Origin of the sequence: Streptomyces sp. PA03-3a (genome assembly GCF_033792735.1) — a bacterium.
In the GTDB taxonomy this organism is placed as follows: domain Bacteria; phylum Actinomycetota; class Actinomycetes; order Streptomycetales; family Streptomycetaceae; genus Actinacidiphila.
On sequence record NZ_JARAVM010000003.1, the window covers coordinates 331,146 to 354,080 of the forward strand.

General features: G+C 74.1%; 17 protein-coding genes. 10 read left to right on the forward strand and 7 right to left on the reverse strand.

Going from position 1 to position 22,935, the window contains the following annotated elements; genetic code table 11:
• On the forward strand, nt 1–966 hold the full coding sequence (locus tag PV342_RS05410) for a phosphotransferase family protein (RefSeq protein WP_500315972.1): 966 nt from the start codon (nt 1–3) through the stop codon (nt 964–966).
• Nucleotides 967–988: 22 nt separating this feature from the next.
• Here the strand turns inward: PV342_RS05410 and PV342_RS05415 are convergent, their stop codons facing one another.
• Nucleotides 989–1,915, reverse strand: a complete 927-nt coding sequence (locus tag PV342_RS05415; protein ID WP_400801245.1) for a hypothetical protein — start codon at nt 1,913–1,915, stop codon at nt 989–991.
• A gap of 151 nt (nt 1,916–2,066) precedes the next feature.
• On the opposite strand from PV342_RS05415, the gene lepB reads away from it, so the two are divergent.
• The 4 genes from lepB (at nt 2,067) to PV342_RS05435 (ending at nt 7,035) form a co-directional block, all read left to right on the forward strand.
• Nucleotides 2,067–2,813, forward strand: coding sequence for a signal peptidase I (gene lepB, locus PV342_RS05420; RefSeq protein WP_400801247.1), 747 nt, complete (start codon nt 2,067–2,069; stop codon nt 2,811–2,813).
• A gap of 133 nt (nt 2,814–2,946) precedes the next feature.
• Entirely contained in the window at nt 2,947–3,735 is a 789-nt protein-coding gene (locus PV342_RS05425) for an IclR family transcriptional regulator (RefSeq protein ID WP_500315974.1), read from the forward strand.
• A gap of 649 nt (nt 3,736–4,384) precedes the next feature.
• Nucleotides 4,385–5,494: a PP2C family protein-serine/threonine phosphatase gene (locus PV342_RS05430; RefSeq protein WP_386994895.1), complete on the forward strand. Its 1,110-nt coding sequence runs from the start codon at nt 4,385–4,387 to the stop codon at nt 5,492–5,494.
• 59 nt (nt 5,495–5,553) lie between these two features.
• Entirely contained in the window at nt 5,554–7,035 is a 1,482-nt protein-coding gene (locus tag PV342_RS05435) for a SpoIIE family protein phosphatase (RefSeq protein WP_500315976.1), read from the forward strand.
• A 165-nt stretch (nt 7,036–7,200) separates the two neighbouring features.
• On the opposite strand, the gene PV342_RS05440 is transcribed toward PV342_RS05435, so the two are convergent.
• Nucleotides 7,201–10,647 (reverse strand): S8 family serine peptidase, encoded by a 3,447-nt coding sequence (locus PV342_RS05440; protein WP_500315978.1) that lies wholly within the window; start codon nt 10,645–10,647, stop codon nt 7,201–7,203.
• A 167-nt stretch (nt 10,648–10,814) separates the two neighbouring features.
• Here PV342_RS05440 and PV342_RS05445 point away from each other — a divergent pair, with 167 nt between their 5' ends.
• From PV342_RS05445 to poxB, 3 genes are all read left to right on the forward strand, one after another.
• A complete protein-coding gene (locus PV342_RS05445; protein WP_018557874.1) occupies nt 10,815–11,810 on the forward strand; it encodes a helix-turn-helix transcriptional regulator in 996 nt (331 codons plus the stop codon).
• Between the two features lie 46 nt (nt 11,811–11,856).
• Nucleotides 11,857–13,209, forward strand: coding sequence for a DUF4419 domain-containing protein (locus tag PV342_RS05450; RefSeq protein ID WP_500315980.1), 1,353 nt, complete (start codon nt 11,857–11,859; stop codon nt 13,207–13,209).
• 96 nt (nt 13,210–13,305) lie between these two features.
• Nucleotides 13,306–15,045 (forward strand): ubiquinone-dependent pyruvate dehydrogenase, encoded by a 1,740-nt coding sequence (gene poxB, locus PV342_RS05455; RefSeq protein ID WP_386994889.1) that lies wholly within the window; start codon nt 13,306–13,308, stop codon nt 15,043–15,045.
• 794 nt (nt 15,046–15,839) lie between these two features.
• Here the strand turns inward: poxB and PV342_RS05460 are convergent.
• Entirely contained in the window at nt 15,840–16,718 is an 879-nt protein-coding gene (locus PV342_RS05460; RefSeq protein ID WP_386994888.1) for a DMT family transporter, read from the reverse strand.
• Between the two features lie 181 nt (nt 16,719–16,899).
• Between PV342_RS05460 and PV342_RS05465 the strand changes: the two genes are divergently transcribed.
• On the forward strand, nt 16,900–17,340 hold the full coding sequence (locus PV342_RS05465; protein ID WP_500315982.1) for a GNAT family N-acetyltransferase: 441 nt from the start codon (nt 16,900–16,902) through the stop codon (nt 17,338–17,340).
• A gap of 55 nt (nt 17,341–17,395) precedes the next feature.
• On the opposite strand, the gene PV342_RS05470 is transcribed toward PV342_RS05465, so the two are convergent.
• Complete coding sequence (locus PV342_RS05470) at nt 17,396–18,157, reverse strand: MBL fold metallo-hydrolase (RefSeq protein ID WP_500315984.1); 762 nt, start codon at nt 18,155–18,157, stop codon at nt 17,396–17,398.
• A 156-nt stretch (nt 18,158–18,313) separates the two neighbouring features.
• A complete protein-coding gene (locus PV342_RS05475; RefSeq protein ID WP_018557881.1) occupies nt 18,314–18,517 on the reverse strand; it encodes a cold-shock protein in 204 nt (67 codons plus the stop codon).
• A 450-nt stretch (nt 18,518–18,967) separates the two neighbouring features.
• On the opposite strand from PV342_RS05475, the gene PV342_RS05480 reads away from it, so the two are divergent.
• The gene (locus PV342_RS05480; protein WP_500315986.1) at nt 18,968–19,936 is read left to right on the forward strand and encodes a Ppx/GppA phosphatase family protein; all 969 of its coding nucleotides are present in this window, start codon (nt 18,968–18,970) and stop codon (nt 19,934–19,936) included.
• Here PV342_RS05480 and PV342_RS05485 read toward each other — a convergent pair.
• The gene (locus PV342_RS05485) at nt 19,901–21,145 is read right to left on the reverse strand and encodes a PP2C family protein-serine/threonine phosphatase (RefSeq protein ID WP_500315987.1); all 1,245 of its coding nucleotides are present in this window, start codon (nt 21,143–21,145) and stop codon (nt 19,901–19,903) included. The genes PV342_RS05480 and PV342_RS05485 overlap by 36 nt on opposite strands.
• Entirely contained in the window at nt 21,142–22,875 is a 1,734-nt protein-coding gene (locus PV342_RS05490) for a sensor histidine kinase (protein ID WP_500315989.1), read from the reverse strand. The genes PV342_RS05485 and PV342_RS05490 overlap by 4 nt, the downstream gene beginning before the upstream one ends.
• Nucleotides 22,876–22,935 lie beyond the last annotated feature (60 nt).

Here is a 22,935-nt window from a genome sequence, read left to right on the forward strand (position 1 = left end):
ATGACCGTGTCGGAGGGGAACGAGCCCGGCTGGACGGCCACCCGCGCCTGGGTGCACCGCCACCTGCGCGAGGGCGAACGCGTCGACTCGGCGGAGCGGCTGCGCGGCGGCTGGACCTCGCAGATGCGCCGCCTGCGGGTCACCGGGCCCGGAGCGGGACGCCAGTTGGTGCTGCGCTCCTTCGTGAAGCCCTTCTACCTGCGGCACGCGGAGGGCCTGCTCACCCGTGAGGCGCGCGTCCTGAAACTGCTCGCCCCCACCGCCGTCCCCGCCGCCGAGTTCCACGCCGTCGACGCGACGGCGGAGCACTGCGACCACCCCTCGCTGCTCATGTCCCACCTCCCGGGCGGTGTACGCCTTCAGGACGCGGAGTCCGGGGCGCGGGCCTGGCTGCTGGCCCGCCAACTCGTGCGCATCCACGGCCTGTACGTCGGCGAGGAGGACAGGCCGCGCGCCTACCAGGCCTGGACGGCGGCCGAGCACGTCCGGCCGCCCGAGGGCACGAGCCGTCCCGATCTGTGGGCCCGCGCGGTGGACGTCATACGCCGTGACCCGCCCGCCCACGAAGCCGGCTTCCTGCACCGCGACTTCCACCCGGGCAACGTCCTGTTCACCGGGCACGGCGGGCACCTGCGTATCACCGGCGTCGTCGACTGGGTCGAGACCTCCTGGGGCCCCGCCGACCTCGACGTGGCCCACTGCGCCACGGCACTCGCGCTGCTGCACGGGCCCGCGGCCGGGATCCGCTTCGCCGACCTCTACGCCGCCGCGGGCGGCCATCTCACCGGGTCCCCCGGCGCCCACCTCTACTGGCGGCTCCTGGACGCCCTCGCCTTCGCACCCGACGCCGAGAAGGTCGCCGTCCCCTGGCGCGAACTCGGCCGCCGCGACCTCACCCCGGAGGTGCTCACGATGCGCCTGGAGGCCTACATCGCGGCGCTGCTCGCCCGGTACGGCGGAGCCTGACCGAAGGGCGCAGCGGGAGTTGTCAGCGCGGCATCGGCAGCTCGACCAGCGCGGCGAGTTCGGCCCGGGTCGCCGGGCGCAGCGTGGCCAGGACGTGGCGGGCGGCCGGGAGCCCGGTCTCGCCGGACCCCCGCACGGTCACGGTGCAGACCAGGCCGCCCTGAGGCAGCCGCAGTTCACGCAGGGGGTAGGTGCCGCCGCGGGCGATCAGCAGGCGGCCTCCCCCGTCGTCGCGGCAGTGGATCTCCTGGCCGAACGGGACGGGGCAGCCTCGCGCGTCGACACGCCGCGTGTCGGCTCCGGCGCGTTCGACCCGGATGCTCAGCTCTGGGGAGTCCCCGCTCTCGTAACGGGCGCCGAAGCCGTCGGCGCCCGCGCCCCCGACGTGCAGCGTGTAGCCGGGGGGCGGGTCGCCGACCAGCAGCAGGGCGTGGTCCACCTGGTTGGCGCTCATCCACTCGTCGAGGGTGGGCGGGCGGGCGGCGTCCCAGGCGGCGTACGCCCCGCCCGCGGCAAGGACGACGGCCGCGGCCAGTGCGGCGAGCCGGGCCCGCGCGCCCGGCAGGAGGAACGCGGCGGCGAGGGCGTGGCAGGTCCCTCCTGCGGGCGACAGCACAACCCAGTCCGCGAGCGCGCCGACGTGCTCGAGCGCCACCGCCACGGCGAGCGCCCCGGCGGTGCCGAACGCGTACACCGCGGCCGTCCAGCCGCACAGGCCGGCCCTCCGGCGGGTGAGCGGTACGACGGAGCGGGCGGCCCTGCCCAACGACGCGAGCAGCGCCGCCGCGAGGGCGACGGAACAGACCGGCACGACGGCCAGGACCGCCGGCCTGCCGAGGAACAGCGCGACCGACACCGCCTGGAACTGGACGGCGGTCAGAGCACTGCCCGCGAGCCAGACCGCCGCCAGATGCGCGCCCACCGCCGCCGCGCGTCTCTTCCCGATCATGCCCTGTGATCACGCGCGGGCGGGTCTCCCGGTTCCACGCGCGCGGATTCCGGGACCTCGGGCCACGGCGAGGACAAGCGGGAACTCCTGATCGTTCTGGTGTACGGGGCACGCACCGCGCCCGTCGTACCGACACCGTGAAGGAGCAGCCATGACCGCTGGGGAGGACGGCCGGACGAGTGTCCGCGGCACCGGCGAGGACGATGCGGAGGGGCCGGCCCGCCGGAGACGGCCGCGCAAAGTCCGCGCGCAGCGCCCCTGGTGGCAGGAGCTGCCGATCCTCGTCGTCGTGGCCCTGGTCATGGCCCTGGGGATCAAGACCTTCTTCGTGCAGGCCTTCTCCATCCCCTCGGGTTCGATGCAGGACACCCTGCAGGTGGGCGACCGGGTCCTGGTGGACAAGCTGACCCCGTGGTTCGGGGCGACGCCGCAGCGCGGCGAGGTGGTCGTCTTCCGCGATCCCGGCGGCTGGCTGGACGACCAGCCGAAGCCGGCCGGCGGTAACGTGCTCACGAAGGCGCTCGCGTTCGTCGGACTGGCGCCCTCCTCCGACGAGCAGGACCTCATCAAGCGTGTCATCGCGGTCGGCGGCGACACCGTGGACTGCGAGCGCGGCAAGCCGGTCACGGTGAACGGGAAGGCGCTGGACGAGCCCTACGTCTACCCCGGCGCCACGCCGTGCGACGACATCCCGGTCGGGAAGGTGACCGTCCCCGCGGACCACCTGTGGGTGATGGGCGACCACCGCAACGCCTCACAGGACTCGCGCGCCCACGTCGGCGAACCGGGCGGCGGCTTCGTGCCGCTGGACGACGTGGTCGGCCGCGCCTTCGTCGTCGCCTGGCCGGTGCCGCGGTGGTCCACGCTGCCGGTGCCCGCGACCTTCGACCGGTCGTGACCTGCGGCGGCCCCTGCCCCGCACGGCAAGGGCCGCCTTGCTTGACCCCTCGCAGCACGGCACCGACAGTGGGGAGGTGCCACGATGCGGGACGGTTTCCCGCGATGCGAGGACGAGAGAAGGCGATGCGGCCATGACCGCTGATCGCGATCGCAACGGGGCGGCGGACGGTTCCGTCCAGGTGGTCCGGAAGTCCGCGGAGATCCTGGACTGCTTCTCGGTGAGCACCCCCCGCCTCCAGGCGTCGGAGATCGTCCGCAGGACCGGTCTGCCGTCCTCCACCGTGGCGCGCATCCTGCGCACGCTCGTCCGGGAGAACCTCCTCCAGCGCGAGGGCACCGCGTACGGCATCGGTCTGCGGGTGATCGGCTGGTCGGCGGCGGCCGACGCCGCCTCGGACCTCATCACCGCGGCCAGACCGCTGGTGACCGCGCTGCGGGACCACTGCGGCGAGTGCTGCGGCCTGCAGGTACGGCAGGGCGGCAGGCGGGTCACCGTGATCTGGGCGCAGTCGACGCACTCGATCGTCTACCGGGGCCACGTCGGCCAGGTCATGCCGCTCCAGCCGAGCGCCGCGGGCAAGGTCTTCATGGCCTTCGACCCCGACGTGCTCGCCCTCGTCCTGAACGAGGGCCTGACGGCCCGCACCGCGCGGACCGTGGTGGATCCGGCGGTGCTCCTGGGGCAGCTCGAAGAGGTCCGGGACCAGGGCTGGGCGTTCTCCGAGGAGGAACTCGAGCCGGGGCTGAACTCACTGGCCGCGCCCGTGCGCTCCGGCGACGGACGCGTGATCGCCGCGGTGAGCGTCGGGGGGCCGTCCCACCGTCTCACCCCTGCCCGCGCCAAGGACCTCGCGGCCCAGGCGATCGACTGCGCCTCGGCCATCGCCGACGGGCGGATGTGGCGGGGCAACGGGGCGTAGCGCGGGTCGCCGCAGCCGCTCCCCCGGCCCCCGGCGGGGCCCGTCCTCCCCGCGCCGAACGGATCGCCTTGACGATGCCCCATGCGGGTCGCACAGTGGATACCGCATTGCGGCAATGGCTTCCACGATGCGGCAAAGTAAGGACGGTGGGGCCGTGATCCTGACGAGTCCGCGCGCCGGCCGGTGCCCGGACGCACACGGTGCCGGCTCCCCTTCGGTGCTCCCGGTACCCGGCCATGACGGATGCCCCGTCAGGCACCGGCGGCTGCCGGTGTTACCGCCCGCCCCGCACGGTTCCGCCACGGCGGCCGTGTCCCGGGCCCCCAGCGCAGGCCGCCCCTGACGTTCCGGCCGAACGGCCGGAACACCACCGGGCCGGGTGACGTCCCGTCCGTCAGCAGGTGCGTGGCCGAGCGTTCCCACCGTGCCGGAGGGCGCACGCGCACCGCACGCGTACCGTCCGTGCCCGGCGTACGAACCACCCGCAGGACGCCACATGAATCTCTTCTCTTCCCCTGTCCCGGCAGCGGCGCAGGCAGGGCACCGCACCCGCCCACCCGGAGCGCGCCTCGCCGGCGGACGGGGGAGGCATACGCGGCGCACCGGCCGGGCCGGGGAACACGTCCCGAGGGCGGGCGCCCGCGTCCAGGTGTCCCTGCCGGCCGGGCTGATCGCGGCGATCACACTGGCCGGAGCGTTCGCCCCCGTGGCCATCCACCTGTCCCCGCTGCTGGTGGCCGCCCCGACCTCCACGGCCGCGTTCGCCCGCGCCCGGGTCACCGCGTGCGTCGCACTCGTCGCCAGCGCCGCGATGCTGGTCGTCGACCGCCACGACGGGCTGCTGCACTCGTCCATCCTGCCCATTCACATCGGCTCCCTGCTGGCGGTCTCCGGCTTCGTCATCGCCGCGCGCACCCTGCACGACCGCGACCTCAGAGAACTCCACGAGGTGCGGGCGGTGTCCGAGGCGGCCCAACGGGTGCTGCTGCGGCCGATCCCGGAACGCATGGGCCCGCTGCGGGTCGCCTCCGTCTACCGCGCCGCCGCCGCGCACGCGCTGGTGGGCGGGGACCTGTTCGGCGCCACCCGCACCGACCACGCGACGAGATTGCTGATCGGCGACGTCCGCGGCAAGGGGCTGCCGGCCGTCGAGGACGCCTCGTCGCTCCTCGGCGCGTTCCGCGAGGCCGCCCACCACCACGCCACCCTGCCCGCGCTGGCGGCCTCCCTGGAGCTCAGCCTCGAGAGGCACCTGGCCCAGCTCACCGAGGCCGACCCCGAGGCCGGTGAGCGCTTCATCACCGCCCTCCTGGTGGAGGTGCCCGACGACGCCGGCATCGTACGGGTCGTCAGCTGCGGGCACCCGCCGCCGCTGCTCCGGCACCGCGGCCGGGTCATGGCCCTGGAGGCGCGCCGGCCCGCACCTCCCTTCGGCCTGGCCGGCCACTCCCCGGACGACTACCACCTCGACGTCTTCGTCTTCGGCGCCGGGGACACGCTCCTGCTCTACACCGACGGCGCGATCGAGGCCCGGAACTCCTCGGGCGACTTCTACCCCCTCCACGAAAGGGCCGGAACGTGGGACTGGGAGGGGCCGGACGAACTCCTGCGGCTCGTCGGCGAGGACCTGGACGCCCACACCGGACAGCGCCTCGACGACGACCTCGCGATGGTGGCGGTGCAGCGCCCGCCGGTGCCGGGCGCCGGCCAGGGTCCGCCCCCGCCGCGGTCCCCGCATCCCGCGGAGGCCGCCCCGTGAGCGGCGGGCGTACGGTGCCGTCCCAGGGACGCACCGGGCACGGCAGGACGCCGGCGAGCATGATCGTGCCCCGGGTGCCGTGGGGCGTCGGCCCTGTACTGCTCCTGTGCTACCTCGGCGCCGTCTGCGCGGTCCAGCTGGAGGCGTCCGGGGGCGGCCTGGTCCGGTGGTCGCCGTACTCGGCGTTCGCGCCCCTCGTGGCCGCCACCCTGCTGCCCGTCAGGCGCACCTTCGTCATCGGCGTCGCCACGCTCGGTGCCAGCGTGGGGATCTACGGCTTCGCGATCCGCGGGGTGTCGGTGGGCGGCCGCACGGTCGTCATCCTGGCGGCCGCGCTGTCCTTCGTCCTCAGTCTCGTCCTGTGCCGGGCCCGGCTGTGGCTGCAGCGCCGGCAGTGCGCGGCCGCCGGCGCGTGCTTCCCCGCGGAACCCGCCGTCACCGCCACGGCGCGCCCCGCGCACCACGGGACCGGCACCGCCCCGGCGGCTCCCGACGGCCTGCTGGTCACCGCCCTGCCGGGGTCGGCGGCGGTGGAGGTCGTCGGCCGCTGCATGCCCGCGCGCGACCATCCCGGGCCCAGCGCACACTGGCTCGACGCCATCCCGCTGCCCGGCGCCCGGGTCGCCCTCGTGGCGGGCTCGGTCTCCGCGGAGACCGGTACGGCGGCGGGCGCGGCGGCCGCCGAACTCCGAGCGGCGGTGCGCACGCTGGCCGACATCGACCTCCAGCCGGACGAGCTGCTCACGCACCTCGACGACGTGCTCGGCCGGCTGCGGCCCGCGGGTGTCAGCGCCGCCTGCCTGTACGCGGTCCACGACCCGGTGTCGGGCCGCTGCTCCCTCGCCGCCACCGGGCACCCCGCGCCCGTGGTCGTCACCCCGGAGGGCGCGGTCACGACTGTCCTGCTCCCGCCGTCCCAGCCGCTGGGTCAGGCACGGCCGTCCTCGGAGGCCACCGTGGTGAACCTCCCCGCGGGCAGCCTGCTGCTGGTGCACACCGGCACCCGCCTCGGCGGGCCGGCCGCCGAGAAGGTCCTGCGCAGCCTGGCCCGCACCCGGGAGGACCGTCCCTCCCTCGACACCGTGTGCCGCACCGTCCTGCGCGCCCTGCCCGAGGCCGAGCGGCCCTGCGCCGCGATCCTCGCAGCCCGTACCCGCACCTTCGACAGCGGTGCCGTCGCCACCTGGGACCTGGCGCCCGACCCCGCCGCCGTCTCCCACGCGCGCAAGCACGTGGCGGGCAAGCTCGCCGCCTGGGGGCTCCCGGACGCGACGCAGACGACCGAGCTGATCGTCAGCGAACTCGTCACCAATGCCATCCGCCACGCGCTTCCGCCGTTCCGGCTGCGGCTCATCCGCCACGACGACGGGCTGACCTGCGAGGTCTCCGACAGCAGCAGCACCACCCCGCATCTGCGGCGGGCCCGCACCCTCGACGAGAGCGGCCGGGGGCTGTTCATCGTCGCCCAGCTCACCCAGCGCTGGGGCTGCCGCCACACCGAAGAGGGCAAGACCATCTGGGCCGAGCAGCCCTGTACCTGAGCAGGGCGCCGGAAAGGGCGCCCCCGGCCACGTGCCGCGGCGGATGCACGGCCGTCCCACCGCCTGCCGTCCGGCGGTGCACCCCGGGGTGGGCAACGACGGCGCGGCGGTCCCGCGCCCGGGGGGACCGGGGCGCGGGACCGCCGTGTCAGGCGTCCGCGGGGATCACTTCCGTACGGTGAACTCCCCCGTCAGCGTTGCGAGCCGGACGCTGTACGTGCCGGGCGTGCCGCGGCGCACGGTGAAGCCGACGCGGACCTCGTGCCCGGCCCGGACGCGGACCGAGGCGCGTTGCTCGACCACGTCCCCGACCATGAGCACGGCCTCATAGGTGCCGGTCCGCTCACCGACGTTCTTGACGTGGGCCGAGACGCGCACCGCCTTGCCGGGCCGGGTGTCGTGCGGACTCACGGACAGCCCGTTCGGCGCGAAGACCGGCTCCGGGCCGGCGACGCGGTCGTGGACGAAGACGTCGAACCGGCGGTTGGTGTCGTCGGCGACCAGGTTCGTCGCGGCGCTCTCGAAGGCCACGTAGCGGCCGTCCCCGCTGAGCGAGGGGAGGTCGGACGCGCCGTCGGCCTCCACCCCCTCCGCTCCGGTGGACACGCGCTCCGTCGTGCCGGCCGTCCGGTCGCGGACGAAGATGTCCGTCTGCCGGTTGGTGTCGGTGGCGGCGAGGTTGGTCGCGTAGCTGTAGAAGGCGACCTTGCTGCCGTCGTCGCTGAGCGCGGGCGCGAAGGCCCAGTCGTCGGCCGTGGCCCCGGCGGAGTTCACGGACACCTGCTCGGAGGCGCCCGTCCGCAGGTCGTGGGTGAAGAGCTGCCAGTCGTTCGTGAAGGCGACGACCCGGCCGTCGGCGCTGATGACGGGACCGGTGTTCTCGCCGGGCCGCGGACCGGGCACCAGGGTGGTGGTGCCGGTGCGCGTGTCGCGGACGAAGACGTCGAGCCCGCCGTCGGTGTCGCCGGGCACCAGGTTGCCCGCGGCGCTCTGGAAGGCGACGTACCGGCCGTCGGCGCTGACGGACTGCTCCCTGGAGGCACCGTCACCGGGACCGCCGTCGGGGCTTTGCGAGATGCGGCTGGTGGTGCCGGTCTGCCGGTCGCGGACGAAGACGTCCGTGGTGTTGTTGGTGTCGCCCGGCACCAGGTTGTCGGCGTCGCTGTTGAACACCGCGTAGCGTCCGTCGGAGCTGAGGGCGGGCGCGGAGGAGAGTCCGTTGCCCTGGGTGCCGTCGGAGGCGACGGACACGCGTTCCGTGGCGCCGGTCCTCCGGTCGTGCACGAAGCTGTCGGTCTGCTGGTTGGTGTCGCCGCCCACCAGGTTGGTCGCGCCGCTGTTGAAGCCGACCCATCGTCCGTCGGAGCTGAGGGTGGGCGTCAGGGAGAAGCTGTCGGCCTGGGCGCCGTCGGAGGCGACCGACACGCGCTCGGTGTCCCCGGTACCCAGGTCGGTGACGAAGACGTCGAGCTCGCCGTTGGTGTCGCCGGGGGCGAAGTTGGAGGCCGGGCTGGCGAAGGCCACGGCGGAACCGTCGGAGCTCAGCCTGGGCCACCACGCCTCGTGGTTGCCCTGCTTGCCCTCGGAGGTCAGCGACACGCGCTCGGTCGCGGACGGCCGGGGCAGTACCAGTGCGGCGCGGGCCGCCGGGCCCGATCCGCGGACGACGACCCGTACCGGCTTGGAGCGCGAGATCCCGGGCGCGTTCGCGGACACCTGGTAGTCGCCGACGGGGACGTCGCGGATGGTGTAGCGGCCCTCGCGGTCGGTCGTGGCCCTGAGCGGGTCGGGGACGTCGAGGACGGTGACCGTCGCCCCCGGCACGGTCGAACCCGTGGGGCCGAAGGTGACCCGGCCGGTGATCACCCCGCGGCGGGTCCGGTCGAGCCGCGGGGAGACGTCGGTGTATCGGTCGGTCCGCACCGGCGCGGTGAGCTCCCGCGTCACGTAGCCGAAGCGGGAGAGCCGCAGTTCGTGCGTGCCGGCCGCGAGGCGCAGCTCGAACCGGCCGTCGGAGCCGGTGGTGACGGTGCGTCCGGTGTCGGTGCGGGCGACGGTGACCCCGGCCAGCGGGCGGCCGGTCCGGGCGTCCTTCACCGTGCCGCGCACGCCGCTGCGCAGACCGGCCTCCTTCACCGCGGCGTAGGCGTCGATGCGGCCCCAGCCGTAGCGCGGGTTGGGACGCGCGCCGTAGCGCTGGTCGAAGAAGGACGTACCGGTGAGGATGCCGAGGGCGTCGTCCACGGAGAGGCCGGGGCGGGCCTGCAGCATCAGCGCGACCGTCCCGGACACGTGGGGCGTGGCCATGGAGGTGCCGCTCAGCATCCCGTACTCGCCGCCCGGGAGGGTGGACAGCACGTCGACGCCGGGGGCGGAGACGTCGGGCACGACGTACGACTGCGGCCATTCGGCGGGCGCGTCGATCCAGTCGCCGCGGTCGACGACCTCGCCGCAGGAGAAGTCGGGCACGTCGTCGGCGTCGTCGGTGGCGCCGACGGACACGGCCTCGTACACGTTGCCGGGGCTGGCGGAGCCGTCGACGCACTCGTTGCCGATGGCGAAGGAGGGGAACACCCCGGCGCGGTGGATGTTCCGGGTGGGCTCGATCAGTTCGTCGGCGTAGCCCTCGGCCCCCAGCGACATGCTGACGACGTCCGCGGGTTCGCCCGCGGGCCTGCCCTGCGCGTCGTAGGGGGCGATCGCCCACTCCATGCCCGCTATCACCTGGGCGAGGGTGCCCGAACCGCCGGGGATGGTCAGCCCGGCCATGAGTTCGGCGTCGGGGGCGACGCCGATCGCGGTGCCCGAGGCGTCACCGCCCGCGATGGTGCCCGCGACGTGGGTGCCGTGGTAGCTGCTGTCGTGCGGCAGGGAGGCCACGGGCTCACCCGTGGCACTGAACTCCAGCCAGCCGCCAGGGTGCGCGGGGTCCTCGGCGTCGTCGGTGGCGAGCTTCCCGGCCAGGTCGGGGTGGTCGATGTCGACGCCGGTGTCCAGGACGGCGACGCGCACGCCCTCGCCGGTGGGCCCCCGCTCGGCGCGCACCTTGTCGACACCGATCTTCGTCAGGCCCCAGGTGCTCGGCCCCGCGGTCGCGGCGCGGGTCGCCCCCGCGTCCTTGTCGGGCTCGGTGGGGGGTGCCTGAAGGGTGAAGTTGGGGATGATGTGGTCGACCGGGGCGAGGGTGGCGAGCTCCTGGAGGGTCTGCGGCGTGACCTTCACCAGGAGCATGTTCTTCAGCCAGAAGGTGTTGAGCACCCGGTCGCCGCGCGACTCGACGAGGTCCACGACCGGGGACTGCACGGACCGTGCGCTGCGCGTCAGTTCGTCCCGCACCGCGCCGGGGTCCGCGCCCCGCTCGGGGAGTCCGGTGCGGTCGCGCAGCACCACGGCCGCCTCGACGCGTCCGTCACCCCGCGCCCGGACGGCGTCCATCCGGCGGAGCAGCGTGGGGTCGATCTTCTCCCGCCCGGCCTTCGCCGGGGCGGGCGCCGGCTCGTTCTCCTGAGCCGCGGCCGGGAGCGCGGTCAGCAGCAGCGAGCACAGGCCGACGGCCGGCAGCCACGCGCGGTGGCGTCGTCGTCGGAGCGAGCGGCGGGCGGGCAGCGGCATGGGCGCTCCTTCGCGACGTGGGTCCACGTCCTCGAGCCGGAATGACGGCGTACCGCGGGGAACGCTGACAGCCGCTCCACCGGACTGACAAGATGATCGCGGGGCGACTTCCTGTCAGGTGACGGGAGTACGACACGTGAAGAGAGCACGAAGGCGGACCACGGACCATGCTCGAATCCATCGGCCTGAGCCGGCAGGACGAATCGGTGTACGAGGCCCTCGTGCGCCGGGTGCACGCCACGGTCGCGGAACTGGCGCACGACTGCCGGCTGCCCACTCCCGCGACCCGCCGCAGCGTGCGGTCGCTGGTCTCCCTCGGCCTCGCCGTACGCTCCACCGGGCGCCCCGTCACCTACGCGGCGGTCTCCCCGGACAGCGCGCTGGAGGCCGTACTGCGCGACCGGGAACGGGCGTTGAACGACGTGCGCTCCCATGTCTCCGGCCTGATGGAGCTGTACCGCGCGGGCACGCGCTTCGTGAACCCGGGCGAACTGGTCGAGGTCGTCTCGGGGCGGGACGACGTCAACCGCCGCTGGGCGCAGTTGCAGCAGAGCACGCGCACGCAGGTCCGGGGCTTCGACCGGCCGCCGTACGCCTCGCACGAGGAGCACACCGAGCCCAACCCCATCGAACTCGAACTGCTCAAGCGCGGCGTCGCCTACCGCGTGATCTACGACAGCACCGTGCTCGCCCTGCCGGGCTGGCTCGCGGACGTGACCGTCGGCGTCCGGCACGGCGAACAGGCCAGGGTCGCGGCCGACCTGCCGATGAAGCTGGCGATCTCCGACGACCGGCTCGCCATCATCCCCCTGCTGCGGCCCGGCGACCACGCGGTGACGGCGTCGTACCTGATCCACCCCTCCCCCCTGCTCGACGCGCTCATCGCCCTCTTCGAGGCGTTGTGGGAGCGCAGCGTGCAGGTGCGGCTGCCGTCGAACGGCGGCTCCGCGGGGCGGCTGGAACAGGCCCCGGACGAACTGACCGCCGAGGAGGCGAAACTGCTGACGCTGCTCGCCGCGGGCGCCACCGACAAGTCCGCCGGCCGCGCCCTGGGCTGGAGCGAACGGACCGTCCAGCGCCACGTGACCCGCCTCATGCAGCGCTTCGGCGCCCAGACGCGTTTCCAGATCGCCATGGAGGCCACCCGCCGCGGGTGGATCTGAGCCCCCCTCGGGCGACCCGCCGGGCGGTCCTGGGATCATCAGCCTGATGGTCAACCCGGGGGTGCGCATGGCTTTCGAGATCGATCTGCCGCTCGACGCGGACGCGGAGCGGGACGCGGAGGCGGCCCGGCTGGCCGACGCGCTCACCGAGGTCGGCAACGATCGCTTCCTCCGCGCCGTCCTCAGGGACCCGGCGCGTATCCGCCACCGCAGCACGGCGAGCCTGTCCGGCAGGCCGACCGACACCCCCCAGGTCACCGAACCGACGTCGAGCCTGCTGCTCCGCGCTCTCCACACGGCCTTCACCGCGCACCTCCCGCTCAGCCTCTCGCCGGACGTGCTGTGGTACGCCGTCGTGCACGAGGTGGCCGTCCATGTGCGCCTCGACCCATCGGGGTACGCGGGGACGTTCACCCGGACGCCCGGCCACCGGCAGACCATCCTCGTCCGGGACGACGGCGCCCCCGAGGACTGGGAGCGCTCCGTCAACCTGGTACGGGAGCCCCTGCGCGCCCTGATCGGCGAGGGGACGGCCGAGCTCTTCCTGCCCGCCTTCTCCACCACGACCCCGGCCGACGCCACCGCCGCCCTGGTGGCCCTCATGGACGTCGTCAGCCCGTACTACCGCTTCCGCTGGCAGTCCCTGTGCGGCATCCCCCGGATCCGGCTGGAGGGCACGCCGGAGGACTGGCGGCTTCTGGCCGCGCGGGCCCGGGAGCTCGCCGGCCGGTTCGAGGGGCTGCGCCCGTACTTCGGGGGCCTGCAGCCCGTCCTGGACACGGTCGCGGAGACGGCGGAGGGCCGGGGCGTCGACGAGGAGTTCTGGCGATCGCTCTACAAGTACCGCTCGGAGTCGGGTGGTTCCTGGGTCACCGGCTGGATCAACGCGTTCTTCGCCCACCGCTATACCGACGACGGGCCCGTACCCAAGAGCGCCTTCGGAGCGGGCCGCTCGGACGAGACGCACTTCCCCTCACACGTCTCCCGGGTGCCGTTCCGCTGGGAGACTCCCGCACTCACCCTCGACATGGCCTTCCTGGGAGGCGTGCTCGGCCTGGAGCGGGACGGCGCCTGGCTTCGGCCCCGGCTGGGACACGCCGTCGTGGAGCTGCTTCCCGAGTCCGAAGGGCGCGACGAACGCCTGCCGGAGCCCTGGAACCTGGCCGACATACAGCGCGTCACCGGCTGCCCGCGGGCCCGGCTCCTCGACACCATCGGCACGGTCACCCACCAGGGCGTGGCCCTCCGGGCCGACCTCGCCATCGACCTCGACGGCATCTGCGTCGTCCGCGGCGCGGACGGCGACTGGCACCTCGGCGACCTGGTCGGCGACGACGGCGAGATCAAGTGCTGGCAGAACGCCGGCCCCGACCTGGGTATGGCCCTGCGGATCCTCTGAGCGCCGTGTCGCTTCCCCCGGACCGTGTGAGATGTCACAAAATGTCCGGGGTGCCGCGGGCACCGTGCCCCTCCGACGAGCCGCCAGGGAGTCCTCTTGGGTACCACCGTCGCAGATGTCATGGTCGCGGCCCTCGCGGCCTCCGGCGTACGGCGGGTCTACGGCCTGCCGGGGGATTCCCTGAACGGGTTCACCGACGCCCTCCGCCGCAACGGGGCCGTCTCGTGGGCCCACGTACGGCACGAGGAGACCGCCGCCTTCGCCGCGGCCGGCGAGGCCGCCGTCACCGGGCGGCTCGCGGTGGCGGCGGGCAGTTGCGGTCCGGGCAACCTCCACCTCATCAACGGGCTGTTCGACGCGCAGCGCAGCCGCGTGCCGGTGCTGGCGGTCGCCGCGCACATCCCGCGGGCGGAGATCGGCGGCGAGTACTTCCAGGAGACGCACCCGCAGGAGCTGTTCCGCGAGTGCAGCGTCTACCGCGAGATGGCGAGCCTGCCCGAGCAGGTCCCCAGGATGCTGCGCATCGCGATGCGCTCGGCGCTGGAGCGCAGGGGCGTCGCGGTGCTGGTCGTCCCGGGCGAGCTGTTCCTGGCCGACATCGACCTGCCCGTGCCGCCCCGTCCCGTGGTCGGGACCTCCTCCCGTGTGCGGCCCGACGACGCCGGGCTGGCGCGCGCCGCGGAGGTCCTCAACAGGGCGGAACGGGTGACCATCCTCGGCGGCGCGGGCTGCCACGACGCGCACGACGAGGCGGTGGCCCTGGCCGACGCGCTGAAGGCGCCCGTGGTGCACGCGCTGCGCGGCAAGGAGTTCCTGGAGCACGACAACCCGTACGACGTGGGGCTGACCGGCCTGATCGGCTACAGCTCCGGCTACCGGGCGATGGAGCACTGCGACGCCCTGCTGATGCTCGGCACCGACTTCCCCTACCGCCAGTTCTACCCGGGCCCCGACGTGCCGGTCGTCCAGGTCGACGTGCGCGGTGAGCACATCGGGCGGCGCACCGAGGTCGACGTCCCGCTGGTCGGCACCGTCAAGGACACCGCCGCCGCGCTGCTCCCGCTGCTGCGGCCCCGGACCGACCGCTCCTTCGCCGACCGGATGACCGGCCACTACCGGAAGGTGCGCGGTCGGCTGGACCACCTCGCCGCGGCCGGGCAGTCGGACAACCCCATGCACCCGCAGCACGTGGCCGCCACCGTCGACAAGCTCGCGACCCGGGACGCCGTCTTCACGGCCGACGTCGGCACCCCCACCGTGTGGGCGGCACGCTATCTGACGATGAACGGCCACCGGCGGCTCATCGGCTCGTTCAACCACGGCACGATGGCCAACGCACTGCCGCACGCCATCGGCGTCCAGGCCTCCCACCCGGGGCGCCAGGTCGTGGCGCTGTGCGGCGACGGCGGCCTGAGCATGCTGATGGGGGAACTGCTGACGCTGCGCCGGCTAGACCTGCCGGTCAAGATCGTGGTCTTCAACAACACCGCGCTGTCCTTCGTGGAGCTGGAGATGAAGGCCGCCGGCATCGTCAACTTCGGCACCGACCTCGGCGAGACCGACTACGCCGAGGTCGCCCGGGCGGCGGGGCTGTTCGGTGCCAGGGCCGAGCGGCCGGGTCAGCTGGAGGAGGCGCTGACGACCGCGCTGGAGCACGACGGCCCCGCCCTGGTCGACGCGCGCACCGCACGCCAGGAGCTGTCGCTGCCCCCGAAGATCACGTACGGCCAGCTCAAGGGGTTCACGCTGTTCGCAACCCGCACGATCCTGTCCGGGCGGGCGGACGAGATCGTGGAGCTGGCGAGGACCAACCTGCGCGACCTCGGCTTCGACTAGGCCGTGTTGTCACATGAGCTCCCCCAGCTACCGCTGGGAGGGGCCCCCACCGCCCGAAGGGCGGGCTCAGCGGCTCCCCCAGCTGACGCTGGGAGGGGCCCCCAGGTGCGGTGCATCGCAAGGCGGAGGATCGTCCTCGTAGGGGGCTACTCGGACGATTCGACAACGCAGCGTGGGGGCACCTCCCAGCGGAGCTGGGGGAGTGCCGTGCCAGGCGTCGCTGAGCAGGTGAGCATGTGACGACACGGCCTAGGCCGCCGAGCCGGTACGCAACCCGCGCCGTCGGGGCGCCAGCCATCAGCCCGGCGCAGTAGGCGACACCCAGGTCGTTGCAGTGGTGTCCGGACGGCCCGGGCTGCCCGTTCGGCTGTGACGGGTCGGAGATGCGCAGCACTACCCAGGCGCCGTCCTCGACGTCGAGCGGGACGGTGAACGGCCAGGCTGCCGGACGTGGCCGGGACGACCTCGGCCACGGCCGGCGCGCCGTAACCGGGGCGGAGCACCTGGATGTTCAGGGGCTTGCCCAGTCAGTCGGGGCCGCGGTCGAGGTCCACGGCGAAGCGGACGCCGCCGGACGCGAGCGACAGGACGCCGCCCATCTGGACGCCGCCCGCGGTGGCGTCCAGCCCGCAGCCCGGAGAAGCGGGTGGAGAAGAAGCGCCTGGCGCGCATGGCCTCCGGCACGCCCGCCCGGGTGTTCTCGGTGACCCAGAGCCCGGCGCGCCGCTTGACAGGAGCATGGCCGAAATCGCGGGTTCCCGGCGGGTGAACGCCTCGCGCCCGCGTGGTGCCGCTCAGCGGGGCGCGTCGGGCGCCACCAGCGTACGCACGAACGGGACGCGCACGAGAACGAACGCGCCCGCCACCACGAGCAGCGCCCCCAGCAGCATGGGAAGCAACCACCAGCCTCCCCGCAGGTCCTCCTCGAACACCGTCACACCCAGCACGAGGCTCACGGTCGCGTCCCCGAGCGTCAGGGCGGGCTGGGAGGCCACCAGGGGGCCGGACTGCATGGCGTTCTCCAGCAGGAAGACGGCCGCGACCCCGACGAGGGCGAAGCCGTACGTCTGCCAGGCGGTGAAGAAGGCGGCCGCCCCGTCGCTGTCCCACACCTGCGTGGCGTCCTTGAGCAGGCCGGCGGTGAGCGCGTAGCAGACGGCCGCCGAGAGGCCGAAGCAGGCGGCGCGCACCCGGCCCTCCGGGCGCCGGACGGCGATGAGGACGAGCACCAGGACGGCGGCGACACAGCCGGACAGCGCCATCATCCACGTACCGATGCGCGGCCGGTCCACCCCGCCGCCGGGCGAGGCGGCCCACAGCCCCACACCCAGCCCGGCCACCATGGCCGCCACGGCGGCCCAGCCGCGCGGCGGGAGCCGGCGGTGCAGCACGAAACCGCCGATGAACAGGGCGAAGGGCAACTCCAGGACGAACAGCGGCTGGACGAGCGAGAGCGCGCCGTTCAGCAGCGCCAGGGCCTGGAACGCGGCGGCCGCCACCACCGCGCCGAACCCGGCCAGCCAGACGGGCTTGCGCAGCAGTTCGCCCATGAGGGCCGGCCGCAGCCCCGCCGAGAGCGGAACCGTGCGGGCCGCGTAGCGCTGCAGCACGGTGGCCAGCGCGTTGCTGACCGCCGCGAGCAGCGCGAACAGCACGGCAAGGATGGTCTGCACCAGCGGTCTCCTCCGGCTCCCGGCCCACGCTAACCGCTGCGCTCCCCCACCGGCCCGCGCGACGCGTCGGAGCGCGGCGGCCGGCGTGGCCGGGGAGGCGAGCCGGGGGCCGGGCCGGGGCCTGGTCGGGGGCCCGCAAATGCGGTTGACGACGCACACCGCGCACCGGTTTCCTGCTGCGATGTCGACCCTTCGCATCGAACGGCCCCATGGCGACGCCATGCTCGAGGACTGGCGGTTCGTCCACAACACGGTCATCCCCACCGGCCCGCTCTCCCTCGACGACGTGCGCGAGCGCTCGCGGCGCAACCATCTGGAGGTCGCCTACCTGGGCGACACCGTCGTGGGCTGCACGACCGTGCGCCCGCCCACCGGCGAGGACGCCACGGCCACGGTCATCGCCCGGGTGCTGCCCGGCCACCGGGAACAGGGCTTCGGCACGGCGCTCTACACCCGGGGGATGGACCGGGCGCGCGAGATGGGCGCGGCGGCGGTCGAGACGGTCGTCCTCGCGTCCAACTCCGAGGGGTTGCGCTTCGCCGGGGCGCGGGGCTTCGTCGAGGTCGAACGCTATGTGCTGCCCGGGGACACCATCGCGTACGTCACGCTGCGACTGCCCTGAACCCCGGTCCCCAGGGCCGAGCGCCGGGAGCGCCCTCGGCACACCGGCGCACCGCTCAGGCGCCGTCCGCGGGCGCGCTGCGGCGCAGGTAGCGCTCCGTCACCTCGCGCAGCCGGTCGCGGCCGAAGCTCCGTCCGTGGCCGGGGTGGACGACGCGGAGGTCGAGGCCGGCGAGGAAGGCCGCGGTGCGCCGGTAGTCGGCCACGTCGGACTCGGGCAGGTCGTCGATCAGGTACCCGTCGTAGACGGCGTCACCGGAGTACAGCGTCCCGGTGCGCTCTTCGAGGAGGGCGACGGACCCGGGCGTGTGGCCGGGCAGATGGAGGACGGTGAGGACGCGGCCGCCGAGGTCGATCCGCTCGTCCCCGCTCAGGGTGCGGCTGAGGGTCACCGGGCCGATGCCGTAGCCGCCGGGGTCGTATCCGGGGTCGGGCAGGGCGTCCAGGAGGAGGTCCGGGAAGGACGCACCCACGTCCTCGGTGCCGATCCGTTCCGCGAGTTCGGGCCCGTCGAGGCTGGCCGGCACGCCCCGCGCGAGGGCGGCGGCGTCCGCGGTGTGGGCTGCGCGCTCGGGGAACTCGCGGGCTCCGCCCACGTGGTCGAGATGCGCATGGGTGAGGACCAGCAGTGGGTCCCGCGCGAGGATCTCCGGGACCTCCCGGCGCAGCGGCACCACCCCGAGGCCGGCGTCGACGACGAGGTCGCGCTCGGAGCCGCGCAGCCACCACACGTTGGCCCTCACGATCTCGTGGGCGTGCGGCTCGCTGATGCGGACGAGGCCGTCCTCGACGTCGCGTCGCTCGTACCAGTGCGTCATACCGGCCCAGTGTCCTCGCCCCGGGCGCGGGTCCGACGGCGGGGTCCTGCGGGAGCGGGGCGGGGCCGGAGACGGGGACGGGGACGGGGTGGCCGGGCCTCCCCGGCAGCGTGTGAGCGCCGCCGGCGACGACCCGGCCACCCCGGTCGCGGACCGTCAGTTGCGGATGATGTTCTCCGCCTGCGGCCCCTTCTGTCCCTGGGTGACGTCGAACGTCACGGCCTCACCCTCGACCAGTTCGCGGTAGCCGTTGCCGGCGATGTTCGAGTAGTGCGCGAACACATCGGGGCCACCTCCGTCCTGTGCGATGAAGCCGAAGCCCTTTTCCGAGTTGAACCACTTCACGACGCCTGTCGCCACCGCGTCCATCCTTCACGTGCCAGCTGAAGAGCCACGCCGACTGCGTGACCCGAGATCGCCTCCTGCCGGAGACGGCCTCGGAGCCCTCTTTACCCGATGCAGGGCGTTTTTACGCCGGGTCCTCGCATCTGTACGTCCCCTGCCGCAACGGACCGCCCCCGGGCGGGCGCTCCGGGCGCCGACGGCGGGGCACCCGGCGGCGTGCGGCGGCGGCGCGGACGGACCCCGGTGGGAACGCCGCGGGGCGCCGAGGTGCCCCTCCGCCGACCCGGACGGCACGTCGAGAGCCGTGAGCGCCTGTGTGCTCTCCGCTACTATCTCGTCAAAAGATCTTGACTTGGCGGCGCGCCGGGCCGTGAATGGGACGGCGCGCCGCCCGTTCCCGGGAGGAACAGCCGGCGATCCGGGGAACGAGGACAGTGCGGTGCCGATACGGGGTGGAGGCAAGGATTGAAGGCCCAACGGAAGGTCCGCAGAACGGGAGTGCTCGACGTCGGGTGCCACAGCGCCCTGCTCACGATCGTGGAGCGGCGGGAGGACTCGCCGCTGGAACCCGTCCTGGCGCGGAAGGTGCGGCTGCGGCTGCACGAGACGCTCGACGCGACGGGACGGCTCGACCGCTCGGGCGTGCGCAGCGTCCAGTACGCGGTGGCCCGGACCCTGGCGGCGGACGAAGGGCGTTCGCTGCCCTCGGTGTACGCCTTCGCCACCTCCGTCATCCGGGACGCGCCGAACCGTGACGAGGTCATCGCACAGGTCGCCCGGACCACCGGCACGCGGCTGCGGGTGATGTCGGGCGAGGAGGAGGCCCGGCTGGCCTACGTGGCCGCCCGCCGGTGGGCCGGGGAGGACGGAATGCCGTTGCTGGTCCTGGACATCGGGGGCGGCACGGTCGAGATCGCCGACGGCACCGGGGAGCAGCCGCGCGCGGTCCACTCGCTCCGCCTCGGAGCCCGTGCCGTCAACCGCCGTTGGGACCTGGTCGAAGCCGTCACCTCCAAGCGACGGCTGCACGAGGTCCGAGACCTGCTGCGTGCGTCCGTCGCCGAGCTGGGCGACGCCCTGCCCCGGGCGCCGCGCGACGGCCGGGTCCTGGCCTCGTCGAAGACGTTCACCCAGCTGGCGCGGCTCGCGGCCGCCCGCGGTACGTCCGACGAGGGCCTGGACCGCCTGTCGCTGCAGCAGGTGCGGGAGATCGTGCCCGTCCTGGCCGCGAACGGCCCGGCGGGGCGCGCCAAGCTCCCGGGCATCTCACGGCACCGCGCCGGTCAGTCCCTGGCGGGGGCGCTGGTGGCCGAGACCCTGATGGAGATGTGCGGGGTGGAGAGCGTGGAGATCTGCCCGTGGTCCACGCGTGAGGGACTGCTCCTGGAGCGCCTGGAGTCAGCGGCCCCGGCCGCTCACCGCCGAGTCGTCTGAACCGCCGCCCGGCACGGCCGCACCGGGCGCCGACGTGTCCCAGTCCAGGCGCAGCACCGCAAGGTCGTCCGTGTGGCGTTCCTCGTTGAGCTCGCGGACCTGCCCGATGAGCGCGTCGAGGTGGGCGTCGGGCCCCGCCACGGAGGTGCCGCCCAGCAGGCGCAGCAGCCCCTCCGAGCCGAGCCGCTCACGGCCCGGGCCCGCGTGGCCTTCGATGAGGCCGTCGGTGTAAAGGGTCAGGGTGCCGCGCTCCGGCAGGTCGAGGACCGTGGCGGGCCACTGGTCCAGGCCGGGCGCGATGCCCAGGGCGACACCGTGGGCCGCTTCGGCCGGCCGCGTCACGCCGCCGGTGGTCAGCAGGGGCTCGTGGTGCCCGGCCAGGTGCACCGTCGCCAGCCGCGCGGCGAAGTCCAGCGTGAGCAGGGTGCACGTGGTGAACAGGTCGGGGTGCGAACGTTCCGCGACGAGCATCCGCTCCAGCAGACGCAGGAGTTCCGGGCCGCGGTGACCGCCCAGGGTCAGCGCCCGCCAGGCGATGCGCAGGCAGACGCCGAGTGCCGCGGCGTCCGGCCCGTGACCGCTGACGTCGCCGATGACGGCGTGGACCCGCCCGTCGTCCGTCTGCACCACGTCGAGGAAGTCGCCGCCCAGCAGGGCGCTCTCGCGTCCGGGGAGGTAGCGGCTGGTGGCGGTCACGGCGGGGGTGGTCAGCAGCGGCTGCGGCAGCAGACCCCGTTCGAGGCGTGCGTTCTCCTGCGCCCGCAGCCTGCCGGCCTGCAGGTCGGCGCCGGCCCGTTCGACCTGCTTGCGCTGGACGGCGTAGCGGACGGCCCGCTGCAGGAGTTCCGGCTCGACCTTGCCCTTGACGAGGTAGTCCTGGGCTCCGGTGGCGAGGGCCTCGGAACCCGCCTGCCCCTCCGCCAGACCGGTCAGCACGATGACGGCCGTGTTCGGGTCGGCGCGCTGGATCTCGGCGACGGCGCCGAGGCCCGCGGCGTCGGGCAGGTGCAGGTCGAGCAGGACGCAGTCGGCGGCCCGCTGCGACAGCTCGAAGCAGGCGTCGGCGAGGGTCTTGTGCCAGACGAGCGTGTACCGCAGCGAGGTGTCGGCGAGCAGTTCGGTCACCAGCAGGGCGTCGCCGGCGTCGTCCTCGACGAGCAGGATCCGGTGGTGCGCTACGGGTGCGAGCGGGGTGGGGGGTGTCGTCACGGTCGCGGCTCCGGCGTGGCCCCGTCGGCGTCCGCCGCGGTCGCCTCGGGTGCGGTCTCGGGCGCGGTCTCGGACGCCTGACCGGTCTCGGACGCGGCCTCGTGACCGGTCTCGGGCTCGGGCTCGGACTCCGCCGGCTGCGCGGGGAGGGTGAAGGTGATGCGGGCACCGGGGCCGTACTCCGGGTCGATGGCGATGGCACCGCCGTGGAACTCGACGATCTTCTTGCACATGGCGAGCCCGATGCCGTTGCCCGGGTAGGCGTCCTTGGTGTGCAGCCGCTGGAAGATCACGAAGATCTTCTCGGCGAACTCGGGGTCGATGCCGATGCCGTTGTCCGAGACGGAGAACCGCCACAGGTCGCCGTCGCGCCGGGCCCCGACATGGATCCGGGGTTCCCGCTCGGGGTGGCGGAACTTCACCGCGTTGGAGATCAGGTTCTGCCAGAGCATGCCCAGTTGCGTGGAGTCGCCGACGACCGTGGGCAGCGGGTCGCGGGTGATCCGGGCGCCGGACTCCTCCACGGCCACGCTCAGCGCCTCCTGCGTCGCGTCGGCGATCCGCTCGAGGTCCACGGTGCTCTGCTGGTTGTGGACCCGGCCCACCCGGGAGAAGGCCAGCAGGTCGTTGATGAGGGTCTGCATGCGGTTCGCGCCGTCGACGGCGAACGCGATGTACTGGTCGGCGCGCTCGTCCAGTTGGTCCCCGTACCGGCGCTGCAGGAGCTGGGTGAAGCTCGACACCTTGCGCAGCGGCTCCTGGAGGTCGTGCGAGGCGACGTAGGCGAACTGCTCCAGTTCGGCGTTGGAGCGCTTCAGCTCGGCGGACTGCTCGTCGAGCTGTTCCCGCGCCCCCTCGGCGAAGGAGAGCTCCTCCGCGAGCCTGCGCCGCATGGCCTCCACGTCCCGTCCCAGCCGCCGCAGGTCGGCGGGGCCGGTCGCGGTGATGGCCTTGTCGAAGCGGCCGCGCGTCACCTGCCGGACCTCGGTGCCCAGCCGTTCCAGGGGACCGTTGATGCCGCGCCGCAGCCCCTCGAAGACGAGCACGGCCAGCAGCACGATGACCACGGCGATGGCGGTGAACACCCCGTTGCGCAGCCGCACGGCGGCGTCGAGCTGGGTGCCGGCGGTGATGCGTGCCTGCCGCAGGTGCTCCTGCTGGCCGGTCAGAGCGTCGCGGACTCGGTCGAAGGCGGCCCTGCCCTCGTCGGCCCGCGCGATGGCGAGCGGCACCGGCTTCCCCGGCGTGGCGGCGGCGGCGGCGACCGGCCGGGCGATGAGCCCCTGCCAGGCGACGGCCGCGTCCACGACGCCGTCGAGGTCGGCGCGGGCCCGCGGGTCGTTCTGGACGAGGGGACGCAGCCGGTCCAGGGCGGTCCGCTCGTCCGCCAGGCCCTGCGTGTACGGATCGAGGAACTGCCGTTGCCCGCTCAGCCCGTATCCGCGGACACCGGTCTCCTGGTTCACCAGCGCGGCCTCCAGGCGGATGGCGTTGACCAGGGCCGGGGACCGCTGGTCCACCAACTGGTCGGTGAGCGAGGTACTGCGGTCCAGCGCCCATATCCCGAGCGCGCCCAGCGCGGCGAGGACCGCGAGGGCGACGCTCACGCCGACGCGGAGCCACCGTCGGGTCGTCCACGCCGACAGTCGGCCCGGGCCGCGGTCGTCGTCCGGGACGTACGCCGCCTCCGGGTCGCCGGCCGCCTGCACGATCGTCTCACCCGTTGCCACGCTGAACGCCCTCCGCTTGCCTCGCCGCCGTCGGATGCCCGAGGGCGGTCCCCACTGTAA

Excerpts from the sequence above, each read along its gene's own strand:
- PV342_RS05450 (WP_500315980.1), top strand. The coding sequence starts at position 11,857 with ATGGTCAACCCGGGGGTGCGCATGGCTTTCGAGATCGATCTGCCGCTC.
- PV342_RS05445 (WP_018557874.1), top strand. The coding sequence starts at position 10,815 with ATGCTCGAATCCATCGGCCTGAGCCGGCAGGACGAATCGGTGTACGAG.
- lepB (WP_400801247.1), top strand. The coding sequence starts at position 2,067 with ATGACCGCTGGGGAGGACGGCCGGACGAGTGTCCGCGGCACCGGCGAG.
- PV342_RS05440 (WP_500315978.1), bottom strand. The coding sequence starts at position 10,647 with ATGCCGCTGCCCGCCCGCCGCTCGCTCCGACGACGACGCCACCGCGCG.
- PV342_RS05410 (WP_500315972.1), top strand. The coding sequence starts at position 1 with ATGACCGTGTCGGAGGGGAACGAGCCCGGCTGGACGGCCACCCGCGCC.
- PV342_RS05415 (WP_400801245.1), bottom strand. The coding sequence starts at position 1,915 with ATGATCGGGAAGAGACGCGCGGCGGCGGTGGGCGCGCATCTGGCGGCG.
- PV342_RS05425 (WP_500315974.1), top strand. The coding sequence starts at position 2,947 with ATGACCGCTGATCGCGATCGCAACGGGGCGGCGGACGGTTCCGTCCAG.
- PV342_RS05465 (WP_500315982.1), top strand. The coding sequence starts at position 16,900 with ATGTCGACCCTTCGCATCGAACGGCCCCATGGCGACGCCATGCTCGAG.
- PV342_RS05470 (WP_500315984.1), bottom strand. The coding sequence starts at position 18,157 with ATGACGCACTGGTACGAGCGACGCGACGTCGAGGACGGCCTCGTCCGC.
- PV342_RS05435 (WP_500315976.1), top strand. The coding sequence starts at position 5,554 with ATGATCGTGCCCCGGGTGCCGTGGGGCGTCGGCCCTGTACTGCTCCTG.